The sequence below is a fragment of the Caulobacter sp. P1_B12_2 genome, from assembly GCF_056406675.1.
On the sequence record NZ_JBFTZS010000022.1, the window covers coordinates 1 to 21,412 of the forward strand.

Sequence of the window (21,412 nt, forward strand, 5' to 3'; positions counted from 1 at the left end):
AACGGGCCGAAGAACGAGACCTTCAGCTTGGCCTTGCTGCCGGGGTCGGCGATCTTGGCCTTGCCTTCGCTGACCTTGACCGGTCCGGTCGGGCCGCCCTCGTGGCAGGTGTTGACCACCCGGATCAGCCCGTCGGGGCGCTTGGAATACTCGGCCGTGACGCCGTCGCAGCCCTTCTCGAACCGCATGTCGTAGCGCGCCGCCTCGTACCAGAGGCCGGCATAGCGATCGATGTCCACGGCCTTGGCCGGCTGGGGCGGGTTTCGATTGCCGCTGGGTCCGGCCACGCAGGCGGCGAGCGAGGCCGTGGTCAGCAGGGCGGCGGCGAACAGGCCAGGCAGGCGGCGCATCACGACCTCACGCCGGCGGCTGCTGCGGATATTCCAGCTTGGCGTAGCCCAGGGCCTTCACCCGCTCCAGGGCCTGGGCCTTGTCCGCCGGATCCATCACCGCCTTGCGCGACAGCAGCCAGACGAAGTTGCCGCCCGGCGTGGCCATGATCGCCCAGGACTGGTCGTCGGCCCGGTCGAGGACCCAGTATTCCTGCTTCTTCAGCCCGCCCAGGAAGCTCATCTTGAACTTGGCGTTCTGGGTTCCGGAGAGGATCTGGCCCGTGGTGTCGAACACCTTGGCGGCTCCCGAAGCCGAGCCCTTGCGGCAGATCTGGTGAACGGAGAACCCCGCGGCGCCTTTGCCGGTGAACTCGGTGGTCGGCGCCTGGCAGTCGCGCTGGCCGCTGTTGGGCGTGCGGGCGATCTCGTACCATTTGCCGGTGTAGAAGCTGGCGGCGACCGGCTTGGACGGGGGTTGAGCCGCCGCCCAGGCCGCCGTCGGGGCCTGGGTCGCGAGCAGACTCGCGGCGACGATCATCGGGAAAATTCTCATGTCGCTACCTTGACCCACAAGGCGCCAGAAACGCAAAGCGCCCCGCCAAGGTTCCTTGGCGGGGCGCTCGGAGGTCCTGAATCGACAGGGTCTATTCGGCGGCGATGGTCACCGGCGTGACGCGGTCCCTGAAGTTGATGGCCTGCAGGTGGCGGATGCCCTCCTCGGCGATGTCGTCGCCGACCATCCGGTCGCCCTCGCCCTTCAGCTCGTCGATGTCGACGTACATGGCGTAGAAGGCCTTGGTGCGGTCGGTAATGATGCCGGCGTTCAGCAGCGTCTTGACCAGCACCCGGAAGATGTTGGTCTGCTCCTTCATGTGCTCGCGACGCACGTCGTCGGTCATGATCTTCCCGTACTCCTCGACCACCTTGTCGGGGTCGAGGCCGAACTCGGCGTAGAGGTCCAGCTGCTGGTGCGGGGAAACCAGGTTGAACAGCAGGGTCTGGAAGCAGTGCGCCGCCCAGTCCTCGATGATCGCGTGCTCCTCGGGGCTCAGCTTGGGCACCGTGCGGTCGGCCCAGATCTTGCCGAACTTGTGGTGGAAGGCCTCGTCGGTCATCACCAGCTGCAGCATCTTCTTGCCGACCGGATCGTGGATCTGGTTGTAGAAGGTGGCGAAGGCGCCCATGGCCAGGCCCTCGACCAGCATCTGCATGCCGATGATCTTCTTGTAGACCTCGGGCGCGCCGATGATCTCGACCAGCAGGGTCTTCAGGGCCGGGCCGCACTCGACCGGCTTGCCCCAGCGGGCCTTGATGTACTTGGCGAAGGCCGTGACGTGGCGGGCCTCTTCGCGGGTCTGGTTGGCGGCGTATTCCTGGGCGCCCTGGTCCTTGAGCACGTGGCACAGGCTGGCCGACAGGTTCAGCGCGCCCTGCTCGCCGTGCAGGATCGAGGAGAAGCTGCGCAGCACCGACTGGTTGATGAAGCGGATGCGCTGCTTGGGATCGGAGAGATGTTCGGAGACGTAGTCGGTCGACAGGGCGATCACCAGGTCCTCGGGAACCAGCGCCTGGTTCTCCATGTCGAACGGTTCGTCGAAGTCGATATAGGTCTTGTCCAGCGGGTCCCAGAAGTGGTCGTGGGTCGCGGAAATGATCTTGTCGAAGGCCGTGGAGCGGTTGTTGTAGCGGTCCAGTTCGAGCATCGACTCGAAGTCGTCCGGCGCCACCGCGTCGTACATGGCGTCCTTGGTGATGTTCTTGTCCGTCATGGTGGCTCCTCGCCTAAAGGGGCTGGACAGGCTCCGTCTGACGCGGATCTCTGGCCTATCTAAACACTGTCAACTCAAAGAGCGGGCGGGGTCAAATTAAAAGTGACGACTGCGTCAGGTTCGCAGCAAGCGCCCGGACGGGCGGGAGGAAGCGCCGCCATGGGTCTCAATGTCTTCGTCCTGACCGGCGCGGGGATCTCGGCCGAGAGCGGGCTGGGCACCTTCCGCGACACCAGCGGGATCTGGACCCGGTACGACCTGACGGAGGTGGCGACGCCCGAAGGCTTCGCCCGCGACCCGGCCAAGGTGCGGGCCTTCTACAACGCCCGCCGTGCCAACCTGGCGGAGGCCGCGCCCAATGCGGCGCACACGGCCCTGGCGCGGCTGCGGGCGGGGCTGGCCGCGCGGGGCGGTCGCCTGTTCCTCTGCACCCAGAATGTCGACGACCTGCACGAGCAGGGTGGCTGCACCGAGGTGGTCCATATGCACGGGGAGCTGCGGGTCACGCGGTGCCACGCCTGCGGCGCGACCTGGCCGGACGCCGGACCTCTGGCCGCCGACAGCACTTGCCAGGCCTGCGGCGCCGTCGGGACCGCCCGGCCGCATGTGGTGTGGTTCGGCGAGGCCCCGCTGCACCTGGACGTGATCGACGACGCCCTGGAGGACAGCGACCTGTTCGTCTCCATCGGCACCTCCGGCTCGGTCTATCCGGCCGCCGGTCTGGTGACCGAGGCCCGGCGGCTGGGGATCCGGACCTGCGAACTGAACCTCGAGCCCTCCGACAATGCGAGAGCCTTCGACGAGCGCCGCTACGGCCCGGCGACGGAGGTCGTGCCGGCCTGGGTGGACGAGGTGTTGGCTTAGGGTCGGTGGGGCGAATACTTGCCCCCTACGGACCGCTTCGCGGTCGTCTTCCCCCATACGGGGAAGAGGGCTGCCGCTGCCGCGGTGCGCGTGTCCTCCGCCCCCATGGGGGCGGACAGACGGCGAAGCCGTCAGGTGGGGGCAAGTCAGTGTGATCTCACGCCGAGATCGCGTGCAGCTCCGCCGCGTGAGCCCGCAGCCACCGCCGATGCGGCGCCGGATCGCCCGACAGCGTCTCGCACAGCGCCCAGAACCGCGGCCCGTGATTGGCCTCGATCAGGTGGGCGCACTCGTGGGCGACGACGTAGTCGGCCACGTCGAACGGGGCCAGCACCAGCCGCCAGCTGTAGCGTATGGCGGCCGGGTGGCCGGGGCGGGCGGGGCGGCACGAGCCCCAGCGGGCCTTGGGGTCGGCGATGGCCACCGAGGGCATGGGGCGGCCCAGGGCGGCGGCGTGGTGGGCGGTGCGTTCGGTCAGGCGGGTCAGGGCCTCGCGCTTGGCCAGGCGGATGATCTTCAGCGACCAGGTGCTGTCGTCCGGCGCGATCAGGGCGTCGTCGGTCATTTTCGGGCGGCCGGGCCCGACCTCCAGCCGGTAGGGTTTGCCCAGCAGGCGCAGGATCCCGCCGGGGGCGATGACCTGCCGGTTGGGGAGGGCCGCCAGCTGGCCGGCGATCCAGTCGGCCTTCTCGTGGGCGAAGGCCACGGCCTCGGAGAGGCGGCGCGGCGTGGGGGCCAGGGCCACCACCTCGGACTTGGCCCGGTCGACCCGCAGCGAAATCCGCCGCGCCCGGCCGTCGACCTTCAGCCGCACCGCGCAGCCGCGCACGTCCAGCCGGTCACCGTCGGCRTARCGCTGCGGGCGGAAGAGGTTCATGTCCTCTAGATCGCCCCTCGACGGGAGTCGCGCAAGGTCGGCTCAGCTCTGGAAGTTCGGGTCGCTCTTGAGGATGAAGTCGCGGACCCGCGGATAGATCTCCTCGCGGAACCGGCGGCCGTTGAACACCCCGTAGTGGCCGACATTGGGCTGGACGTAGTCTTCCTTCATCGCCTCGGGAATGGCCGAGCACAGGGTGTGGGCCGCCTGGGTCTGGCCGATGCCGGAGATGTCGTCGTTCTCGCCCTCGACCGTCATCAGGCCGATGTCGGTGATCAGGTCCGGCCGCACCGGGCGGCCGCGATGGGTCAGCTCGCCCTTGGGCAGCAGGTGCTGCTGGAAGACGATGTCGATGGTCTGGAGGTAGAACTCTTCGGTCAGGTCCAGCACCGACAGGTACTCGTCGTAGAACTCCAGGTGCTTGTCGGCGCTGTCGCCGTCGCCCTTCACCAGGTCCTGGAAGTAGCGCTGGTGCGCCTCCTGGTGCTTGGCCTTGTTCATGCTCATGAAGCTGGCCAACTGGACGAAGCCCGGATAGACGCGCCGGCCCATGCCCGGATAGGGCGGGGGCACGGTGTAGATCATGTTGGACTGGAACCAGGCGAAGGGCTTTTCCTCGGCCAGGTTGTTGGTCACGGTCGGCGACAGGCGCGCGTCGATCGGCGAGCCCATGAAGGTCATGCTGGCGGGGCGCGACGGGTCGTTGTCCTCGGCCATCAGGGCGGCGGCGGCCAGGACCGGCGGGCCGGGCTGGCAGACGGCCACGACGTTGGGACGCGGGCCCAGGGCCGTCAGCATCTGGCGGATGTGGTCGATATAGTCGTGGAAGTCGAAGCGGCCCTGCAGGACCGAGACCTCGCGGGCGTTGATCCAGTCGACGACGAACACGGCGTGGTCGGGCAGGAAGGCCTCGACGGTGCCGCGCAACAGGGTCGCGTAGTGACCGGAGAGGGGCGCGACGATCAGCACGGCGGGGTCGAGGCTGAACTTGCCCGCCCGGCGCATGTCGGCCATGTCGCGGTCGAACTGGATGACCCGGGCCCAGGGGCTTTCCCAGACCACGGTGGGACGCACCCGCACGTCGACCTGGCCGACCTTGACCGTGTCGATGCGCCAGTCCGGCTTGCCGTAGCGGCGGGTGACGTTGGAGAACAGGTCCGCGCCCGCATGGATGCGCCGGCCAAGATCGCTCTCGGCCGCCGGATTCAGGGGCGAGCCCCAGAAGTCACGAGCGGCGCGGGCCGCCAGGCGCAGGGGGGTCGAGGCATAGAAGCTTGCCTCGTGGAGGGCGTACAGCATGGCGCATCCAGTATGTTGCGATGCAGCATAACACGCCAAACCTTAAGACGGTACCGCCTTCCGGTAGCGGTGCGGCGTCGCGGGCGCCCGGCTACCGCCCTTCCATGGCGTCCCGGATCTGCCGGGCGATCTCCTCGGGCGGCAGGTTGTAGGCGATCACCTTGGAGAACCGGCCCTTGGGATCCATCAGATAGATCGCCGTCGAGTGGTCGACGCTGTAGTCCGGCCCGTCGCCGACCTGCTTGTAATAGGCGCGATAGGCCTTGGCCGCGGCGGCCACCTGCTGCGGCGTGCCGGTCAGGCCGACGATGTTCTTCGGCAGGGTGGGGCCCGACAGGAAGGTCTTCAACTGCTGCGGATTGTCGCGGCCGGGGTCGACCGAGATGAAGACGATCTTCAGGTCCTTGGCCTTGGGACCCAGCTGGTCGCTGGCGGCAGCCAGGGCCTGCAGGGTGCCGGGGCAGACGTCGGGGCAGTAGGTGAAGCCGAAGAACACCGCGTTCCACTGGCCCTTCAGCGTCGCCTCGGTGGTCGGCTGGCCGTTCTGGTCAACCAACTGGAACGGTCCGCCCACCAGGGACGGCGCCGGAGCCTTGTCGAAGATGCCCGCCTTGTAGATCAGCCCGCCGGCCAGCAGCACGGCGAGCAGGCCCGCCAGAATCGCGAACAACCGATGACGGGGCATGGGCGTTGAACCTTTCGCTCTCGCCAGAGGAGAATTTCTGGCTCTATGGTGCGACATGGCTGACGCTTCCCTGAAGAATGCGCCGCATAGTTCGCCTCGGACGGGGCTCGATAAGCCTGACGTCGAGGCGGCGCAAGACGAGGACTGGTCCTGGGCGGGTCCCGGGCTGCGTCGTGGACGCTTAAGGGTCCGCACCCTGATCGCCCAGCGCTGGATCATGGTGGTCGGCCAGGTGGTCGCCGTGCTGGTGGCCGGCCTGGTCCTGGATCTGAAGATTCCCTACGCCCTGTGCTTCAGCCTGATCGCCATGTCGGCCTGGCTGAACGTGTTGATCGGCCTGGCGTTCGGCGGCCAGCGGATGGCCCGCGAGGGCGAGGCCACGGCCCAGATCGCCTTCGACACCCTGCAGCTGGCGGGGATGCTGTATCTGACCGGCGGCATCATCAATCCGTTCTCCCTGCTGCTGATCGCCCCCGTCACCCTGGCCGCCGCGACCCTGCCGGCCCGGTTCGCGGCGGGGATCGGCGCCCTGGCCGTGGCGGCCTGTCTGCTCCTGGCGTTCTTCTCCCTGCCGCTGCCCTATCGGCCGTCGGCGGGACCTGGACCCTTGCCCGGCGGCCTGACCCTGATGACGATCGTGCTGTCGCGGATCCTGGGGATCGCGGTGACCGGCGCCTATGCCTGGCAGGCGGCGACGGAGTCGGCGCGGATGGAGCTGGCGCTGAACGTCACCGAGACCGTGCTGGCCCGCGAGCAGCGCCTGTCGGCCCTGGGCGCCCTGGCCGCCGCCGCCGCCCACGAGCTGGGCACGCCCCTGGCCACCATCTCGGTCGTCGCCCGCGAGATGGTCCGCAACGCTCCCGACGAGCAGACCCGCGAGGACGCCGAGCTGATGATCGGCCAGGCCATGCGCTGTCGCGAGATCCTGGCCCGGCTGACAGAGATGCCCGAGGCCAAGGACGCGGTGCACGAGCGCATCAGCCTGGTGCAGCTGGTCCACGAGGTGATCGAGCCGCACATGATCCACGGCGTCCGGGTCGAGGCGGTGGTCAACGGTCCGCCCGGCGATTCCGCGCCCGACATCTGGCGGCGGGCCGAGATCCTTCACGCTCTGACCACCATCGTCGAGAACGCCGTCGACTTCGCCCGGGCCGAGGTCATCGTCGTGGCCCGGTTCGACACCCGCGCCGTGGTGATCGAGGTGCGCGACGACGGGCCGGGCTTCTCGCCCGAGATCCTGGCCAAGCTGGGCGAGCCCTATGTGACGTCCCGTCCGGGGGCGGAGGGCTCCAGAACCGGCCATATCGGCATGGGGCTGGGCTTCTTCATCGCCAAGACGCTTCTGGAACGAACCGGGGCGACGGTGGATTTCAAGAACGGTCGGCGCGGGGGCGCGGTGGTCGCCGCGCGCTGGCCGAGGTCGGCGCTGGAGGCGCCGGCGATCATCGGAGCGAGCGAGCTGTAATGAAACACTTGCGACACTCGGCGATTGGGCAACAAGATAGCTCGCTCGTGGCCCGGTTGAGTGTCGGCGTTGGGAGGCGCTGAATTTCATGGCGGATATCGGTGAACTGGTCGCGGCTCTGCCCGACAAATCCCTGCTGCTTCTCGACGACGACGCGCCTCTGCGCACGCGATTGGGTCGAGCGCTGGAACAGCGCGGATTTTCGGTGACGCTCTGCGCGTCCGTCGCCGAGGCGATGACCGCCCTGCGAACCCAGGCCCCCGCCCACGCCGTGCTCGACATGCGCCTGGAGGACGGCACCGGCCTGAAGGTGGTCGAGGCGGTGCGCGACGTGCGCCCCGACGCCAAGGTCATCATGCTGACCGGCTACGGCAACATCGCCACGGCGGTCGCCGCGGTGAAGGCCGGGGTGATCGACTATCTCTCCAAGCCGGCCGACGCCGACGACGTGGCCCGCGCCCTGCTGGCCGCCAAGGGCGACGCCCCGGTCCCGCCCGAAAATCCGATGAGCGCCGACCGGGTCCGCTGGGAGCACATCCAGCGGGTCTACGAGATGTGCGGCCACAACGTTTCCGAGACGGCCCGCCGGCTGAACATGCACCGGCGGACGCTGCAGCGGATTTTGGCGAAGCGGGCGCCGCGGTAACGTCCCCACGATCATCATCCTCGGACTTGTTCTGAGGACCCCTCGGTCCGCCGAGCGGGCGAAAAAGATAAAGGGCGCCGTCGATGCGGCGCCCTTCGTCATTCTGTCTTCAAGCTGAAACAGGGGTCCTCGGAACAAGTCCGAGGATGACGTTCGTGAAAACGGCCGTCCCGCCCTGGGTGCTCACATCGCCGAAATGCCGCCGTCCAGCTTCAGTTCGGCGCCGGTCATGAACTTGCTCTCGTCGCTGGCCAGGTAGAGCACGGCGTTGGCGATGTCGTTGGGCTCGCCGATGTGGCCCAGCGGGATCTGGCGGCCCAGCTTGGCGTGGGCCTCGTCCTTGCCCAGGCGCTGGGTCAGGGGATCGAGGATCGGCGTGTCGATGAAGGTCGGGTGGATCGAGTTGGAGCGGATATCCAGCCCCATCTTGGCGCAGTAGAGCGCGATGTTCTTGCTCAGCAGCCAGACCCCCGCCTTCGACGCGTTGTAGGCCGGCGAATTGTGGTTGGCGATCAGGCCGGCGATCGAGCTGATGTTGACGATCGAGCCCGGCTGATGGGCGCGCATGTATTTCAGCGCGTGCTTGGCCCCCAGGAAGACGCTGTCGACATTGATCGACATGATCTTCTTCCAGAGATCGAACTCCATCTGCTCCAGCGGCTTGTCGCCCGCCACGCCGGCGTTGTTGAGCAGGACCGAGATCCCGCCCATGGCCGCGTCGGCCTTTTCCAGGGCCTCGATCCACTGGTCTTCCTGGGTGACGTCCAGTTCGAAGGCGAAGGCCGTGCCCGCGCCGTGGGCGGCGTTGATCTCGTCCGCCACGGCCTGGGCCCCGGCGAAGTTGATGTCGGCGAGGCTGACCTTGGCGCCTTCCTCGGCGAGCCGCCGTCCGGCGGCCGCGCCGAGACCCTGGGCTCCACCGGTGATGAAGGCCTTCTTGCCGGCGACCCGGCCCGTGCTCTGCGCCATTTGCGGCGTCCTCCCGATTATAATTCAAACGATAGTTTGAACCGGATGGGCGACGCACGGAAGGGGGAAACGCCGTGCGTCCTTCGAGGCCCGCTGCGCGGGCGCCTCAGGATGGGAGATCGGTGCTGAATTCCTCTTCCTGAGGTGCGAGGCGGAGCCGAGCCTCGAAGGACGCACGGCGCTAGGCGATCCCGTCCATGAACCGCGCCATCTCGACGTCCAGCGCGCTGACTCCGTCGGCGTCGTGGGTGGTCAGCACCACCTCGACCCGGTTGTAGACATTGAACCATTCGGGATGGTGGTCGAGCTTGTCGGCCTTCAGGGCCACGCGGGTCATGAACCCGAAGGCGGCGTTGAAGTCGGCGAACTTGAAGGTCTTGCCGATCGCGTCCTTCTCGGACACGGCGGCCCAGCCCTCGAGCTGGGAAAGGGCGGCGGCGGCGCCGATCTTGGCGGGGCGGGACATGGCGGCTCCTGCGACGGGACTTTTCCCAGTCAGAACGCCAAACCGGTCGCCGCCGCAAGGTCCTCCAGCGCCTGGTCCTGCGTGGTGACCTTGATGGCGGTCATGCCCAGGGCCGCGGCCGGCTYGCAGTTGACCCCCAGGTCGTCGAGATACACGCAGGCCTCCGGCGCCACGCCCAACAGGTCGCACATCATCTGGTAGATGCGGGGATCGGGCTTGCGCACCCCGGCCTTGGAGCTTTCCAGCACCGCGTCGAACTGGGCGAAGATCTCGGCGATGGCCTGGGCCTTTTCGGCCGAACCGGCCATGCCCGTGCCGTGGCCGGTGACGACGTTGTTGGTGATGCAGCCGACCTTGAACCGCGCCTTGCAGGCCTTCAGCGCCGCCACCACCCGGGGCCGCACGTCGCCCGACAGCAGGGGCAGCACCTCGGCGCCGCGAAGCGGATGGCCCAGGCGCTGGGCCTCCTCCAGGAACATCGCGTCGAAGGCCGCCGCGTCGATCTCGTTGCGTTCGAACAGCGCCCAGGCGTTGGCGTCGGGATCGGCGGCGTTGACCCGGCGGATGAAGTCCTGGGGCAGGCCGCGCTGGACCTCGAACCGCCGGAAGGCCTCGAACGGCGAGGTGGTGAACACGCCGCCGAAATCCCAGATCACCGCCTCGATCGCCATGTCTGCCCTCAAACAACTGTTTGATGGACGCTAGGCGGCCGGCGCGACCCTGGCAATCGCCTGATGAATCTTCATGGCCAAGCTCGCGTTGGGGGTGAATGCGGGCGAAACCGTCGCGGGGCTCTGGTTTGTTAACCTTCTGGAGTTTTCGCCATGGTCCGCCCCCTGTTTCCGTTGCTCGTTCTAGCCGCCGCTGTCGCGTGCGGCGCGGGAACCGCCGCGTCGGCTCAGGACGGTCCGGGCGAGTGCGTCACGCGCCGGGTCACCGGCCCGGGCGGCGCCTATCGCTGGGACCGCGTCGAGTGCGAGGCCCATTCGGGCTGGAGCGACTTCGACCGCTGGGGTTACGAGCGCCGGCCGCTGATCGTGGTGGACGGCCCGCTGCAAGGCGACCGCTACGGCGGCTGGCGCCCGGCGGGCCAAGGCTACGGTCGAGGTTACGACGGACAGAACGACGGCGGGCGCTACGGTGCGCCCTATTCGACTTACCGCGTCGCGGGTCGAGACGCGGACGGCTTCCTGGTCTGGCCAGGCAAGCTGCCGTAACGACTCATGTTTTTGGCCCGAGGATTGCGTGTGGGGGGACCGTACGCATCAATTCGGGACGGGGGAATTTTTACCATGCGCCAACCGAGCAAGCCGCTCTTCAAGACCTATGAAATCGTGGCGATCGTCGCCTTCGTGGTCGCCGCGATCGGCGTCGGCAGCCTGAGGCTGGTCTACTAGCCGCGTCGGAACTGACCGACTTCGGAACATAAGGACCCCGTCCGCGCGTTGTGGACGGGTATCCGGAGGTTCCGCCCTGACGACGCTCGCTCCAAATCCGCCTCCCAGCTTGGCCGCGCGCCTGCGCGGCCTGCCGCCGCGCGCCCGCTGGGGGATCATCGGGGCGATCCTGCTGACCGCGGCGATCGTGATCTTCCTGGTGCTGTTCGACTGGAACTGGTTCCGGGGGCCGCTGGGCCGGTTCGCCTCGGCGCGCCTGGACCGCGAGGTGGTGATCACCGGCGACCTGCGCGTCCATCCCTGGTCGTTCTCGCCGAAGGTGGAGGCCTATGGTATCCGCGTCGCTCAGCCGGATTGGGCGGCCAAGGCCGATCCCAAGGGCTCGCCGGCCGGGACCCCGATGGCCAAGGTCGATCGCGTCGCGGTGCAGATCAAGCTGCTGCCGCTGCTGAAGGGCGACGTCATCCTGCCGCTGCTGGCCGTGGATCGCCCCGACGTACGCCTGCTGCGCGAGGCCTCGGGCCGCGCCAACTGGACGTTCGGCGATCCCAACGCGCCCAAGAAGCCGCTGAAGCTGCCGGCCATCCAGCACTTCATCATCAATGACGGCCAGCTGCGCTACGCCGACCAGCAGCGCGACATCTTCTTCCTGGGCACGGTCAGCTCCAACGAGCACGCCAGCGCCGATGGGCGCGGCAAGTTCGTGCTGGAGGGCAAGGGACAGCTGAACCGCGCGCCGTTCACGGCCATGGTCACCGGCGGACCGCTGCTGAACATCTCGCCCAACCGTCCCTATCCGTTCGACGCCAAGGTTGACGCGGGCTCGACCCACGTCACCGCCAAGGGCGACATCACCAAGCCGTTCGACCTGGGCCGGTTCGAGACCCAGGTCAGCGTGTCGGGCACGGACCTCAACCGCCTGTACGCCCTGACCGGACTGACCCTGCCCAACACCCCGCCCTACAAGATCAGCGGCCACCTGACCCGCAAGGGCGAGCGGTTCGACTTCAAAAAGCTCAATGGCCGGATCGGCGACAGCGACGTCTCGGGCGACCTGTTCGTGCTGATGGGGCGCGAGCGGCCCTATCTGGAGGCCGACCTGCAATCCAAGCGACTGGACTTCGACGATCTGGGCAGCATCTTCGGCGCCGCGCCGGCCACCGGCCGGGGCGAGACCGCCTCGGCGGGTCAGAAGGTCGAGGCCGCCGAGCGCGACGCCACCCAGCGCCTGCTGCCTGACGCCACCCTGCAGGTCGAACGCGTCAAGGCGATGGACGCCAAGGTCAAGTACCGGGCCCTGAGCGTGAACGCGCCGAACCTGCCGCTGAAGAAGGTCCGCGCCGACCTGACGCTGGAGAAGGGCGTGYTGACCGTCGATCCGATCGCCTTCACCTTCTCGCGCGGCGACCTGTCGGGGAAGGTGCGGCTGGACGCCAATCCGAAAGTCCCGCGCACCGACGTCGACGTGCGCCTGACCAACGCCAAGCTGGAAGACTTCATCTCGATCAAGAACAGCAACGGCCAGCCGGCGATCGAGGGCGGGGTGATGGCCCGGGCCAAGCTGACCGGCTACGGCAACTCGGTGCACCGCGCCGCCTCCACCGCCAATGGCCAGGTGACGCTGGTGTCGCCCAAGGGCCAGATCCGCCAGGCCTTCGCCGAATTGCTGGGCGTCAACGCTTCCAAGGGCCTGCTGCTGTTGCTGAGCAAGGATAACCGCGAGACCAGCGTCCGCTGCGCCGTGGCCGACTTCAGCGTCAAGGACGGGATCATGACCTCCAACCAGATCGTCGCCGACACCGGCGTGGTCCTGGCCAAGGGCAAGGGCACGATCGACCTGCAGAACGAACGCATGAATCTGCGCATCGACGGCGACAGCAAGAAGCCGCGCCTGGTGCGGCTGTTCATCCCGATCACCATCAAGGGGCCGTTCATGGCGCCGAAGGTCGGGCTGGAGACGGGCGGAGCGGTGGCCCAGGGCGGCATCGCCGCGGCGCTGGGCGTTCTGGTCACGCCCCTGGCCGCCGTCCTGCCGTTCGTCACGGGCGGCGAAGCCAAGGACGCCGACTGCGCCAGCATCGTCGCCGAGGCCCGCAGCGACGGGGCTCCCGTCAAGGTGGCCCAGACCACCCCGGCCAAGCCGAAGAAGTAAAGGCCCTCCCCACAGGGGGGCCTTAGCGCTCACGAGAGGGATGACGGGCCGGGCGGTTCCGTCTAGATTTCACCTCGTCCGACACCCCGCGTGGTTCATGTCCGAGATTGTAGTCGAGGCCCGGGCCTAAGGCTCCGAACCTCCCGTTCGACAGCTGATCAGGCCCCGATCCGTCCGCTCGCCGTGACGGCGAGCGTTCTCACGCCTCGATCCTCGGACATTCCCTTGAACATCTCAAAGCCGCAGCAACGCACGCTGCACGCGCTGGCGCAGGGCGCCCGCATCGAACTCCTGCGCGACGACAAAGGCCGCGTCGTCGGCGCCGACTGCATCACCGGCGAGGGCTGGCGCCTGAGCGACTGCACGCTGGGGGTCTTCAAGACCCTCAAGCGGCGGCGCTTCATCGCCAGCGCCAGCGGCGGGCCCTACCGGATCACCCGCCTGGGCGCGGTGAACCTGCGCGGTCAGCTGGACAACCGTGTGACCGCGCGAGCCTGGTAGCTAGGCAAGCCGGAAAAAGAAGACGCGCGCGGCGCCGTAGTCGCGCGCGTCGAGCCGCTGGAAGCCGGCGGGCGCCGGGTCGGGCTCGTCGCGGCCGCGCTCGAACATCACGATCGCGCCGGGGGCCAGCCAGCCGCCGGCGACCAGCTGGGCCATGGCCTTCTCGCCAAGGCCCTTGGCGTAGGGCGGGTCGAGGAAAGCGATGTCGAACGGCGCGCCGACGCTGGCCGGAACGAGGCCGAGGTCGGTGGCGTCGCGACGATGGACCTTGGTCTGGCCGAACAGGCTGAAGGCGTCCACGTTCTCGCGGATCGCGCCCCGCGCGGCGTCGTCGGTCTCGACGAACAGGCAGAAGGCCGCGCCGCGTGATATCGCCTCCAGGCCGAGCGCCCCGGACCCAGCGAACACGTCGATCACGCGCGCTCCGTGCAGCTCCGGCGCCCAGGCGGCGTGCTCCAGGATGTTGAACACCGCCTGCCGGGCCCGGTCGGACGTGGGGCGGGTCGTGTCGCCAGGCGGGGTGACGATGGCCTTGCCGCGATACTGGCCCGAGACGATGCGCATGCTCAGGTTTCCGCCGGCTCGGCCGGGGTCTTGGGCTGCAGGCGCCGGCCGACGAAGGTCAGGCCCGCCGTGATCGCGCCGATGGCGAGGAAGCCCCAGGGCGTATGGCTCAGCACGCTGACGAACGACAGGCCGCAGAACAGGCCCGGCAGCAGCGAGACCCGCGCCAGGATGAACAGCCGGGTCGGCAGGTCGATCGGTTCGGCCAGCTTGCCGATGAAGGCCGCATAGCCCCAGGCCAGGCCCTGGGCGATCCCGACGCCGGCCACCAGGCCGACATAGATGTAGAGCGAGCCCACGCTGTTGGCTTCCCACAGCAGCTCGGTGCCCAGGGGCAGCAGCGCCACCAGGCCCAGCATCAGGAAGTTCAGCACGTCCAGCACCCCGTCGGCCYTCCTCAGGCGGGAATAGGTGCGGCGATGGCTGATCCACAGCACGCCGATCGCGGCGAAGCTGACCGCATAGGCCGTCAGCTTGGCGGCCATCAGGTGAAAGAACGACCCCACATCGCCATGCCAGCCCTCGGGCGGATGGATCTCGATGGCCAACAGGGTGATGGCGATCGCGAACACCGCGTCCGAGAACAGGATCAGGCGGTGGAGGTGCTGTGCTTCCTTGTCGGTGATATCGGTCATGAGACGCCCCGTATTTGACCCGATGTGTGCCGCGCGCCGGTCATCGCGGCAAGTCGCCTATCGCGCGGCTTGCGTCGCGGGCGGTGAACGCCTAGCGATGATCCAGGTCAGGAAACGAAAAAAGTGGTTCTCGCAGAGCTTAAACGGTCGCCGTTCCTGGACGATCTGACGCCGACCGACCGACGCGTCGTCCCGCTCCTGCTGACCCTGCCCATCGGCGCGCTCGCGGCCTTTCTGGCGGCCCTGATCTGCGGCGCCGCGGTGTTCCTGGCCTTCGCGATCGGTGGCGGCGGCGTCGAGGCCGTCGAGCGGCTGATGGCCATGGTCGGCCGGACCGAGACGCCGTCCACCCTGACCCAGATCGCCTTCGTCATCGGCCTGCTGGCCTTCGTCAACGGCGGCATGGCCCTGGCCTTCGTGGGCGTGGCCGCCTTGCTGCAACGCCGTCGGCTGACCTCCTATTTCACCGCCGCGCCCCGGTTCCGCTGGCGGCTCCTGCTGCTGGGCCTGGGCCTGTTCGCGGTGACGATCGGGCCGCTGCTGCTGGCCTCGGCGGCCTTGGACCCCAAGTCGCCGGCCGCGCCGATCCTCAACGTCAGCCCGGACCTGACCGGCCGGGCGATCTACGCGGCCATGGTCGTGTCGCTGCTGCTGATCGCCGCCGCCGCCGAGGAGCTGGTCTTCCGGGGCTGGCTGGTCAAGGTCGTCGGCGCCTGGTTCCCCGATCCGCGCGTGGTGCTGGTGCTGAGCGGCCTGCTGTTCTCGGCGATCCATTTCGATCCCAATCTCGACGCCTTCTTGGTGCGGCTGGCCATGGGCGTGGGCCTGGCCTGGATGACCCTGCGGCTGGGCGGGATCGAGTTCGCCATCGGGGCCCACGCGGCCAACAACATCGTGATCCTGCTGTTCATCCAGCCGATGGCGCTGAAGCCCGAACCGCCGCACGGCTTCCCGCCCGAGACCCTGGTCATCGCGCCCCTGATGCTGGCGGGCTATGTCGCCCTGGCCGAGATCGCCGCGCGGTGGGCGCCGCTGCGTCGCTGGACGCGCCTCGCCGCCACCTGAGCCCCTAAGACCAGCGTAACGGCGGGGCCTGGTCCTTCAGGGCCAGCAGCGCCGCGCGCAGCCGCGCCATGAAGGCGGGGCGATCGCCCGTCCAGGCGACGGGCTCGCCCACCAGCACCGCGCAGTTCAGCGGCGCGGGGATGGCCTCGCCCTTGGGCAGGACGCGGCCGGCGCCCTGGATCCAGACCGGCGTGACCGGAGCCTCGGGAAAGGCCTCCGCCAGGCGCGCGACGCCGCTCTTCAGCTGACCCAGCTCGTCGCCGTCGCCGCGCGTGCCCTCGGGAAACACCACCACGATGTCGCCGGCCGCGAGGGCCGCGCGGGCCGGCGCCAGGACGTCTTCTCCGCCGTCTTGCGTCCTTTGGCCGGCCTTCAGCCGCGCCACCGGCACGATGCCGATCACATGACGCGAGAACCAGCCGATCACAGGGTCGTGCAGGAAATAGTCGGCCGCCGCCACCGGCCGCACGCGGGCCACGGCGCGCGAGGGGAAGATCGCCAGCAGCAGCAGGGTGTCGACATGGCTGGAATGGTTGGCCGCGACAATGGCCGGCCCCTTCAGCGGCAGGCGCTCGCGGCCGGTGACGTCCGCCCCGGTCAGGAACAGGGCCAGGGGCCGGGCCACCAGCACCAGCAGCAGGAAGCGAAGCCAGCCCACGGTCAGAACTTGTCCATTAAAACTTGCTCAGGGCGAACAGCGCCAGCAGGTGGAAATAGAGCGGGGCGGTGAAGGTCAGGCTGTCGGCGCGGTCCAGCACCCCGCCATGGCCGGGAATGGCGTGGGAGGTGTCCTTGACCCCGATGTCGCGCTTGACCGCGCTCATGGTCACGTCGCCGGCGAAGCCCGCCACGGGCAGGGCCAGGGCGACGATCAGCAGGCCGTGACCGGCCAGCGGCGTGAACACCGGCCCGGCGAACCAGATCAGCAGCCCCGTCGCCAGCCAGCCGCCCAGGAAGCCCTCCCAAGTCTTGTTGGGGCTGACGGTGGGCGCGATCTTGTGACGGCCCAGCAGCTTGCCGAACACGTATTGGGCCACATCGTTGAACTCGGTGACCAGCAGCAGGAAGAACACCAGCCCCGCCGCCCCGGCCGGCAGGCGGTCGGTGTCGGGCGTCCGCATCAGGAAGGCCGCGAAGCCCAGGTTGTAGACGCAGGTCACCAAGCCCCAGTGGAAGGTGGCGGCGGTGGTCAGGAAGCCGCGCGTCTGGCCCAGCATGGCCATCAGGAACGGCAGGCCCAGAAAGGTCCAGACCGGGATGAACACCAGGTAGAACATGTAGCGGTCGGCGGCGATGAAGCCGTAGGCGGCCAGCAGGATCAGATAGGCCGCCAGGATCGCCGGGCGGTCCTCCTTGCGGATCGGGGCCAGCGACAGGAACTCGCGCAGCGCCATGAACGAGATCAGGGCGAACACCAGGACGGTCGCCTGCCAGCCCAGCAGCAGGGCGCCGGCCAGCAGGGCGACCATCACCCACCAGCTGGCGATCCGCTGGCGCAGCTCGCGATAGTCCTGGCCGGGCTTGAGCGCGGTCAGCACCGTGGCGATGGCCCCGGCCACGCTCAGCAGGGCCACCACGCCGGCCAGGCCGATCAGCAGCACCGGCGGCTGGGCGGCGAAGAAGGCCAGAACGGTCGCGACGAAGTCCATGCGGCTCCTGGCCATGCGCCGGCTGGCGGTGAACCCTTTTAGCTATAGCCTAGTTCTCGCTATCGAGGAGCGCGCATGACCGAGGACCTGGACAACCGCCGCCCGCTGAAGGTCCGCGACGCGGCCTTTGCCCGGCGGATGGCCGAACGGCTGGCCAAGGCCAAGGTCAGTCCCGACGCGATCTCGGCGGCCAGCGTGGCCTTCGCCGCCCTGGGCGGAGCGCTGCTGATGACGGCGGGCGGGTTGGACGGCTGGGTCTTCCGCGCGGTGGTGCTGGTGCTGGCGGCGGCGTGCATCCAGGCGCGGCTGCTGTGCAACCTGCTGGACGGCCTGGTGGCGGTCGAGCATGGCCGGGGCGGAAGCGCCGGGCCGATCTGGAACGAGCTGCCCGACCGGATCGCCGATGTGCTGCTGCTGGCCGGGGCCGGCTACGGCGTCCAGACCGCGGGCCTCGGCGGCGGCGCGGCCGTCGGCTGGATCGCGGCGGTGCTGGCGGTGCTGACCGCCTATGTCCGCGAACTGGGCCGAGGCCTGGGCCGTCCGGCCGACTTCTCGGGTCCGATGGCCAAACAGCAGCGCATGGCGGCGCTGACGATATTCTGCGTGATCTCGGCGTTCGAACCGTTGTGGCGCGGCGACGGCCAGATGCTGCTCTGCGGCCTGCTGGTGATCGCGGCGGGAACGCTGGTCACGGTGGTGCGGCGGACGCGGAACCTGGCGCGGGGGCTGCGGGAGCGAGGTTAGCGCTCTCATCTCAACCGTCATCCCGGGCACAAGGCCCGGGATGACGAGCTGTTAGGTGGCGAGAAACCTAGCGCTTGCCGCGCGGCGCGCTTGGACCGCCCGGACGGGCGCCGCTCGGCTTGCCGCCGGGGCGCGGGGCGCCCTTGGGACCGTCGGGGCGAGCGCCGGCCGACTTGGCCATGCCCGGCTTGGACCACACCTTGCCGGCTTCGCCAGGCTTGGAGCCCGCTGTGTTGGGGCCGGCCGTCCTGGCCGTGCTGGGCTTGCCGCCCGGACGCGCGCCGCCGGGCTTGCCGCCGGTCCTGGCCGGACCGTCGCCCAACGGCTTGTAGCCATTGGCCCGCAGCGCGCCGAGCTTCGGCTTGGAGGGCGCATGGCTGGACGCCTGTCCGGCCGACTTGTCGGGCCGCGCGTCCTTGCCGCTCGCCGCCCGCTTGTCGGCCGCGTTCTTGTCGGCCAGGCCCTTGTCGCGGACCCGCTTGGCGGCGGCGTCGCGATAGGTCAGCGGCTTTGGGCCGATCATCTTGCTCTCGATCGACTTCTTGGCGTGCGCGACGGGCGCGCGGCCCGCGATCGCCGGCTTCTTCTTGGGCTTGGCCCAGCCCGGCTTGCGGACGAACTTCTCTTCCTCGACCCGCTCGTCGGGGATCAGGATCGAGGTCTGGACCGCCCTGTTGGTGCGGGGCACGCCGCGGCGCTGCATGTCGCCGCCGCCCGCCGTGCCGACCGCCTTCAGCGGATCGGCCACGCCGATGAACTGCGGCTTGTCGCCCTTGGGCATGTTCTCTTCGGCGACGATGCCTTCCAGCAGCTCGCGGATCACCCGCGGGCCGACCTCCTCGACCTGGCCGGGCAGCAGGGTCCCCAGCGCGAACGGGCCGTAGGACAGGCGGATCAGCCGGTTGACCTTCAGGCCGATGGACTCCAGCACCCGCCGCACTTCGCGGTTCTTGCCTTCGCTCAGCGACAGGGTGATCCAGATGTTCTTGCCGCCGCCGGCCTTTTCCTGGGCCTTGTCGAGGCGGGCCTCGATCGGGCCGTAGCGCACGCCCTCGACCGTGCAGCCGTCCTTCAGCTTGTCCAGCTTGGCCTGGCTGGTGTCGCCGAAGGCCCGGGCGCGATAGCGGCGGACCCAGGCGTTGTTGGGCATTTCCAGGGCGCGCGACAGGGCGCCGTCATTGGTCAGCAGCAGCAGGCCCTCGGAGTTGAGGTCCAGGCGGCCGACCGAGATCAGGCGCGGCAGGTCGCGCGGCAGGGCCGAGAACACCGTCGGGCGCTGCTTGGGATCGTTGTGGGTGGTCATCAGCCCGGTGGGCTTGTGATAGCGGAAGACGCGCGTGGATTCCGGCGCGTCGATCATCTTGCCGTCGACGGTCAGGATGTCGTCGGGACGGACCTTGATGGCGGGGGTGGTCAGCACTYCGCCGTTCAGGGCGACCCGGCCGTCCTCGATCAGCCGCTCGACCGCGCGCCGCGAGGCGACGCCGGCCCTTGCCAGCATCTTGGCGACCCGCGCGCCGTCTCCGTCGTCGTCTTGACCCGGAATGGCGTTGTCATGCAGGTGGGGCTGGTATTTGTCGGTCACTGCGTCGGTCCTTCAAGGGCGGGGCGCATCTCACGATGGGCGGTTTTCTAATGCGCACCGATCCGGGCGGGGATCAAGGTTGACGGGGCTTAGATAGTAATAGTATATACTAAACATATCGAGATTTCCGCAAGGCGGCGCAATGAAGTACGAGCCTTTGAAGCGACATCTGGAGAGTTCGTTTTCGCGCGGCGAGATGCGTCTCGGATTCGCGGAAATTGAACGCATGCTGCGCTTCTCCTTGCCGCGTTCGGCTTACGCCCACCAGGCTTGGTGGTCGAATACGAGGGTCGGCCACTCGCACGCGGCCGCTTGGCTCGACGCCGGCTGGAAGACCGCCGCCCTCGACCTCGTCGCGCAGAAGGTCAGCTTCGTCAGGGAAGGAACCGGGTCCGGCCTCGCCGAGCAGGGATCGTCCTTCCGGCATCGGAACGCGGAGATCATCGCCCTGCCTGCGAGCGCGCTTAGCGAACGCGCCCTGCGGATGCTCGACGAGCACGTCAAGACTGATGGTGGTGATCGGGCCAGCGCCTGCATCGCCCTGCTTGACCAATTGGCCAACGACCGGCTGGTGGCGCTGGTCGAGTGGTTCCAAAACGCTTCGCCGCGTTCGACAGTCGACGCCGTCGACCTGATCCGTGAGGATCGGGACAGCGATGAGCGATGAGGTCGTTCTGGACGCATCGGTCGCCGTGGACTGGCTTCTGCCGGGGCCACGGTCGGCCGTGGCCCTGGCGTTCCTGCAAGCGGGAGCGCGTCGAATCGCGCCCGACCTGATCTTCGCTGAGTTTGTGTCGGTGGCGGCAAGATTCACGCGACGGGGTTTGGCGCCAGAGGCGGATGTACGCGCGGCCGTTGAACGACTTCCGCAGTTGATCGACGAGGTGGCTCCCTTGAGTGATCTGGCCGCGCCCGCCTATGACCTAGCGACGCGCTACAGCTTTTCGGCCTATGACGCCGTCTATCTGACTTTAGCGTTGCGGCGTGGTCTTCGATTGGTCACCGCCGATGCGAAGCTGGCCAGACGGGCGGCGGACGTCGGGCTCGCCGCGTCCGTTCGTCACTTGACCTCGGAGTTCTGATCATCGCTGTCACCCCGCTCACCGACGAAGCCGTCATGGCCCTGGCCCTGGACGAGGCCCGCGCCGCCGCCGTGCGGGGCGAGACGCCGGTGGGGGCGGTGATCCTGGATCCGGCGACCGGCGAGATCATCGCCCAGGCCGGCAACGGGCCGATCGGCGCGCACGATCCGACGGCCCACGCCGAGATCGCCGCGATCCGGATCGCCGCCGCCAAGCTCGGCAACTACCGCCTGACCGACCTGACCCTGGTGGTGACGCTGGAGCCCTGCGCCATGTGCGCCGGGGCGATCAGCCACGCCCGCATCGGCCGGTTGGTGTTCGGTGCCGAGGATCCCAAGGGTGGGGCGGTGGTCCACGGCCCCAGGTTCTTCGCCCAGCCCACGTGCCACTGGCGGCCCGAGGTCACGGGCGGGGTGATGGCCCAGGAGAGCGCGGATCTGCTGCGGGGGTTCTTCCGCGAGCGGCGGAAGAAGTAGAGCACGGTCCCAAACCCTAACCGCCCGTCATCCTCGGACTTGTTCCGAGGACCCCTGCTTCAGCCAAGAAGAAAGGTGGACTAGGAATGCGGGGAGGTTGGCGGGATCCTTGGAACGACAGCGCAACGGGTCGAGGGGTCCTCGGAACAAGTCCGAGGATGACGGGCGTGATGTCAGTTCACCATCGCCG

25 protein-coding genes are annotated in these 21,412 nt (G+C 68.7%); 11 read left to right on the forward strand and 14 right to left on the reverse strand.

Annotation, left to right across the window (positions count from 1 at the left end; translation table 11 throughout):
- The 3 genes from AC1DZ6_RS02600 to AC1DZ6_RS02610 form a co-directional block, all read right to left on the reverse strand.
- A partial coding sequence (locus AC1DZ6_RS02600; protein WP_477095633.1) for a lipocalin family protein occupies positions 1–350 on the reverse strand: 350 nt, incomplete at its 3' end.
- A gap of 7 nt (positions 351–357) precedes the next feature.
- Positions 358–870, reverse strand: coding sequence for a lipocalin family protein (locus AC1DZ6_RS02605; protein WP_477095634.1), 513 nt, complete (start codon positions 868–870; stop codon positions 358–360).
- 106 nt (positions 871–976) lie between these two features.
- Positions 977–2,101, reverse strand: coding sequence for a ferritin-like domain-containing protein (locus AC1DZ6_RS02610; protein ID WP_477095635.1), 1,125 nt, complete (start codon positions 2,099–2,101; stop codon positions 977–979).
- A gap of 159 nt (positions 2,102–2,260) precedes the next feature.
- Here AC1DZ6_RS02610 and AC1DZ6_RS02615 point away from each other — a divergent pair, with 159 nt between their 5' ends.
- The gene (locus AC1DZ6_RS02615; protein WP_477095636.1) at positions 2,261–2,965 is read left to right on the forward strand and encodes an NAD-dependent deacylase; all 705 of its coding nucleotides are present in this window, start codon (positions 2,261–2,263) and stop codon (positions 2,963–2,965) included.
- Between the two features lie 157 nt (positions 2,966–3,122).
- Here AC1DZ6_RS02615 and AC1DZ6_RS02620 read toward each other — a convergent pair whose 3' ends face one another.
- The 3 genes from AC1DZ6_RS02620 to AC1DZ6_RS02630 all read right to left on the reverse strand — a co-directional run bounded on the left by AC1DZ6_RS02620 (position 3,123) and on the right by AC1DZ6_RS02630 (position 5,826).
- Positions 3,123–3,842 carry a M48 family metallopeptidase gene (locus tag AC1DZ6_RS02620; protein ID WP_477095637.1) on the reverse strand — a complete coding sequence of 240 codons (720 nt, stop codon included), beginning with the start codon at positions 3,840–3,842 and terminating at the stop codon, positions 3,123–3,125.
- Between the two features lie 42 nt (positions 3,843–3,884).
- Entirely contained in the window at positions 3,885–5,141 is a 1,257-nt protein-coding gene (locus AC1DZ6_RS02625; protein ID WP_477095638.1) for a polyhydroxyalkanoate depolymerase, read from the reverse strand.
- 91 nt (positions 5,142–5,232) lie between these two features.
- Positions 5,233–5,826, reverse strand: coding sequence for an SCO family protein (locus AC1DZ6_RS02630; RefSeq protein WP_477095639.1), 594 nt, complete (start codon positions 5,824–5,826; stop codon positions 5,233–5,235).
- A 55-nt stretch (positions 5,827–5,881) separates the two neighbouring features.
- On the opposite strand from AC1DZ6_RS02630, the gene AC1DZ6_RS02635 reads away from it, so the two are divergent.
- Both AC1DZ6_RS02635 and spdR read left to right on the forward strand, forming a co-directional pair.
- Positions 5,882–7,291 (forward strand): ActS/PrrB/RegB family redox-sensitive histidine kinase, encoded by a 1,410-nt coding sequence (locus AC1DZ6_RS02635; RefSeq protein ID WP_477095640.1) that lies wholly within the window; start codon positions 5,882–5,884, stop codon positions 7,289–7,291.
- Between the two features lie 88 nt (positions 7,292–7,379).
- Positions 7,380–7,937 carry a stationary phase response regulator transcription factor SpdR gene (spdR, locus tag AC1DZ6_RS02640; protein WP_477095641.1) on the forward strand — a complete coding sequence of 186 codons (558 nt, stop codon included), beginning with the start codon at positions 7,380–7,382 and terminating at the stop codon, positions 7,935–7,937.
- 183 nt (positions 7,938–8,120) lie between these two features.
- Here the strand turns inward: spdR and AC1DZ6_RS02645 are convergent, their stop codons facing one another.
- From AC1DZ6_RS02645 to AC1DZ6_RS02655, 3 genes are all read right to left on the reverse strand, one after another.
- Positions 8,121–8,906 carry an SDR family oxidoreductase gene (locus AC1DZ6_RS02645; protein WP_477095642.1) on the reverse strand — a complete coding sequence of 262 codons (786 nt, stop codon included), beginning with the start codon at positions 8,904–8,906 and terminating at the stop codon, positions 8,121–8,123.
- A 181-nt stretch (positions 8,907–9,087) separates the two neighbouring features.
- A complete protein-coding gene (locus AC1DZ6_RS02650) occupies positions 9,088–9,372 on the reverse strand; it encodes a 4a-hydroxytetrahydrobiopterin dehydratase (protein WP_477095643.1) in 285 nt (94 codons plus the stop codon).
- Positions 9,373–9,401: 29 nt separating this feature from the next.
- Entirely contained in the window at positions 9,402–10,043 is a 642-nt protein-coding gene (locus AC1DZ6_RS02655; RefSeq protein ID WP_477095644.1) for an HAD-IA family hydrolase, read from the reverse strand.
- A 153-nt stretch (positions 10,044–10,196) separates the two neighbouring features.
- On the opposite strand from AC1DZ6_RS02655, the gene AC1DZ6_RS02660 reads away from it, so the two are divergent.
- From AC1DZ6_RS02660 to AC1DZ6_RS02670, 3 genes are all read left to right on the forward strand, one after another.
- Positions 10,197–10,589, forward strand: a complete 393-nt coding sequence (locus AC1DZ6_RS02660) for a hypothetical protein (RefSeq protein ID WP_477095645.1) — start codon at positions 10,197–10,199, stop codon at positions 10,587–10,589.
- Positions 10,590–10,878: 289 nt separating this feature from the next.
- Positions 10,879–12,921, forward strand: a complete 2,043-nt coding sequence (locus AC1DZ6_RS02665) for an AsmA family protein (protein ID WP_477095646.1) — start codon at positions 10,879–10,881, stop codon at positions 12,919–12,921.
- A gap of 225 nt (positions 12,922–13,146) precedes the next feature.
- Complete coding sequence (locus AC1DZ6_RS02670) at positions 13,147–13,422, forward strand: YjhX family toxin (protein WP_477095647.1); 276 nt, start codon at positions 13,147–13,149, stop codon at positions 13,420–13,422.
- Here the strand turns inward: AC1DZ6_RS02670 and rsmD are convergent, their stop codons facing one another.
- Together rsmD and AC1DZ6_RS02680 are read right to left on the reverse strand one after the other, a co-directional pair.
- Complete coding sequence (gene rsmD, locus AC1DZ6_RS02675) at positions 13,423–13,986, reverse strand: 16S rRNA (guanine(966)-N(2))-methyltransferase RsmD (protein WP_477095648.1); 564 nt, start codon at positions 13,984–13,986, stop codon at positions 13,423–13,425.
- A gap of 2 nt (positions 13,987–13,988) precedes the next feature.
- Positions 13,989–14,621 carry a TMEM175 family protein gene (locus tag AC1DZ6_RS02680; protein WP_477095649.1) on the reverse strand — a complete coding sequence of 211 codons (633 nt, stop codon included), beginning with the start codon at positions 14,619–14,621 and terminating at the stop codon, positions 13,989–13,991.
- Positions 14,622–14,744: 123 nt separating this feature from the next.
- Here AC1DZ6_RS02680 and AC1DZ6_RS02685 point away from each other — a divergent pair, with 123 nt between their 5' ends.
- Positions 14,745–15,686, forward strand: a complete 942-nt coding sequence (locus tag AC1DZ6_RS02685) for a lysostaphin resistance A-like protein (protein ID WP_477095650.1) — start codon at positions 14,745–14,747, stop codon at positions 15,684–15,686.
- 4 nt (positions 15,687–15,690) lie between these two features.
- On the opposite strand, the gene AC1DZ6_RS02690 is transcribed toward AC1DZ6_RS02685, so the two are convergent.
- Both AC1DZ6_RS02690 and AC1DZ6_RS02695 read right to left on the reverse strand, forming a co-directional pair.
- Complete coding sequence (locus AC1DZ6_RS02690) at positions 15,691–16,344, reverse strand: lysophospholipid acyltransferase family protein (protein WP_477095651.1); 654 nt, start codon at positions 16,342–16,344, stop codon at positions 15,691–15,693.
- Between the two features lie 16 nt (positions 16,345–16,360).
- Positions 16,361–17,335 carry a phosphatidate cytidylyltransferase gene (locus tag AC1DZ6_RS02695; protein ID WP_477095652.1) on the reverse strand — a complete coding sequence of 325 codons (975 nt, stop codon included), beginning with the start codon at positions 17,333–17,335 and terminating at the stop codon, positions 16,361–16,363.
- 75 nt (positions 17,336–17,410) lie between these two features.
- On the opposite strand from AC1DZ6_RS02695, the gene AC1DZ6_RS02700 reads away from it, so the two are divergent.
- Positions 17,411–18,079, forward strand: a complete 669-nt coding sequence (locus AC1DZ6_RS02700; RefSeq protein ID WP_477095653.1) for a CDP-alcohol phosphatidyltransferase family protein — start codon at positions 17,411–17,413, stop codon at positions 18,077–18,079.
- 67 nt (positions 18,080–18,146) lie between these two features.
- On the opposite strand, the gene AC1DZ6_RS02705 is transcribed toward AC1DZ6_RS02700, so the two are convergent.
- Complete coding sequence (locus AC1DZ6_RS02705; RefSeq protein WP_477095654.1) at positions 18,147–19,664, reverse strand: pseudouridine synthase; 1,518 nt, start codon at positions 19,662–19,664, stop codon at positions 18,147–18,149.
- A 142-nt stretch (positions 19,665–19,806) separates the two neighbouring features.
- On the opposite strand from AC1DZ6_RS02705, the gene AC1DZ6_RS02710 reads away from it, so the two are divergent.
- Genes AC1DZ6_RS02710 through AC1DZ6_RS02720 form a run of 3 tightly spaced genes read left to right on the forward strand, consistent with a single transcriptional unit; the run spans position 19,807 to position 21,222 of the window.
- A complete protein-coding gene (locus AC1DZ6_RS02710; RefSeq protein WP_477095655.1) occupies positions 19,807–20,331 on the forward strand; it encodes a DUF7662 domain-containing protein in 525 nt (174 codons plus the stop codon).
- Positions 20,321–20,746, forward strand: coding sequence for a type II toxin-antitoxin system VapC family toxin (locus tag AC1DZ6_RS02715; protein ID WP_477095656.1), 426 nt, complete (start codon positions 20,321–20,323; stop codon positions 20,744–20,746). The genes AC1DZ6_RS02710 and AC1DZ6_RS02715 overlap by 11 nt, the downstream gene beginning before the upstream one ends.
- Positions 20,743–21,222, forward strand: coding sequence for a nucleoside deaminase (locus tag AC1DZ6_RS02720; RefSeq protein ID WP_477095657.1), 480 nt, complete (start codon positions 20,743–20,745; stop codon positions 21,220–21,222). Before AC1DZ6_RS02715 ends, AC1DZ6_RS02720 begins: the two co-directional genes overlap by 4 nt.
- The last annotated feature ends 190 nt before the right edge of the window (positions 21,223–21,412 follow it).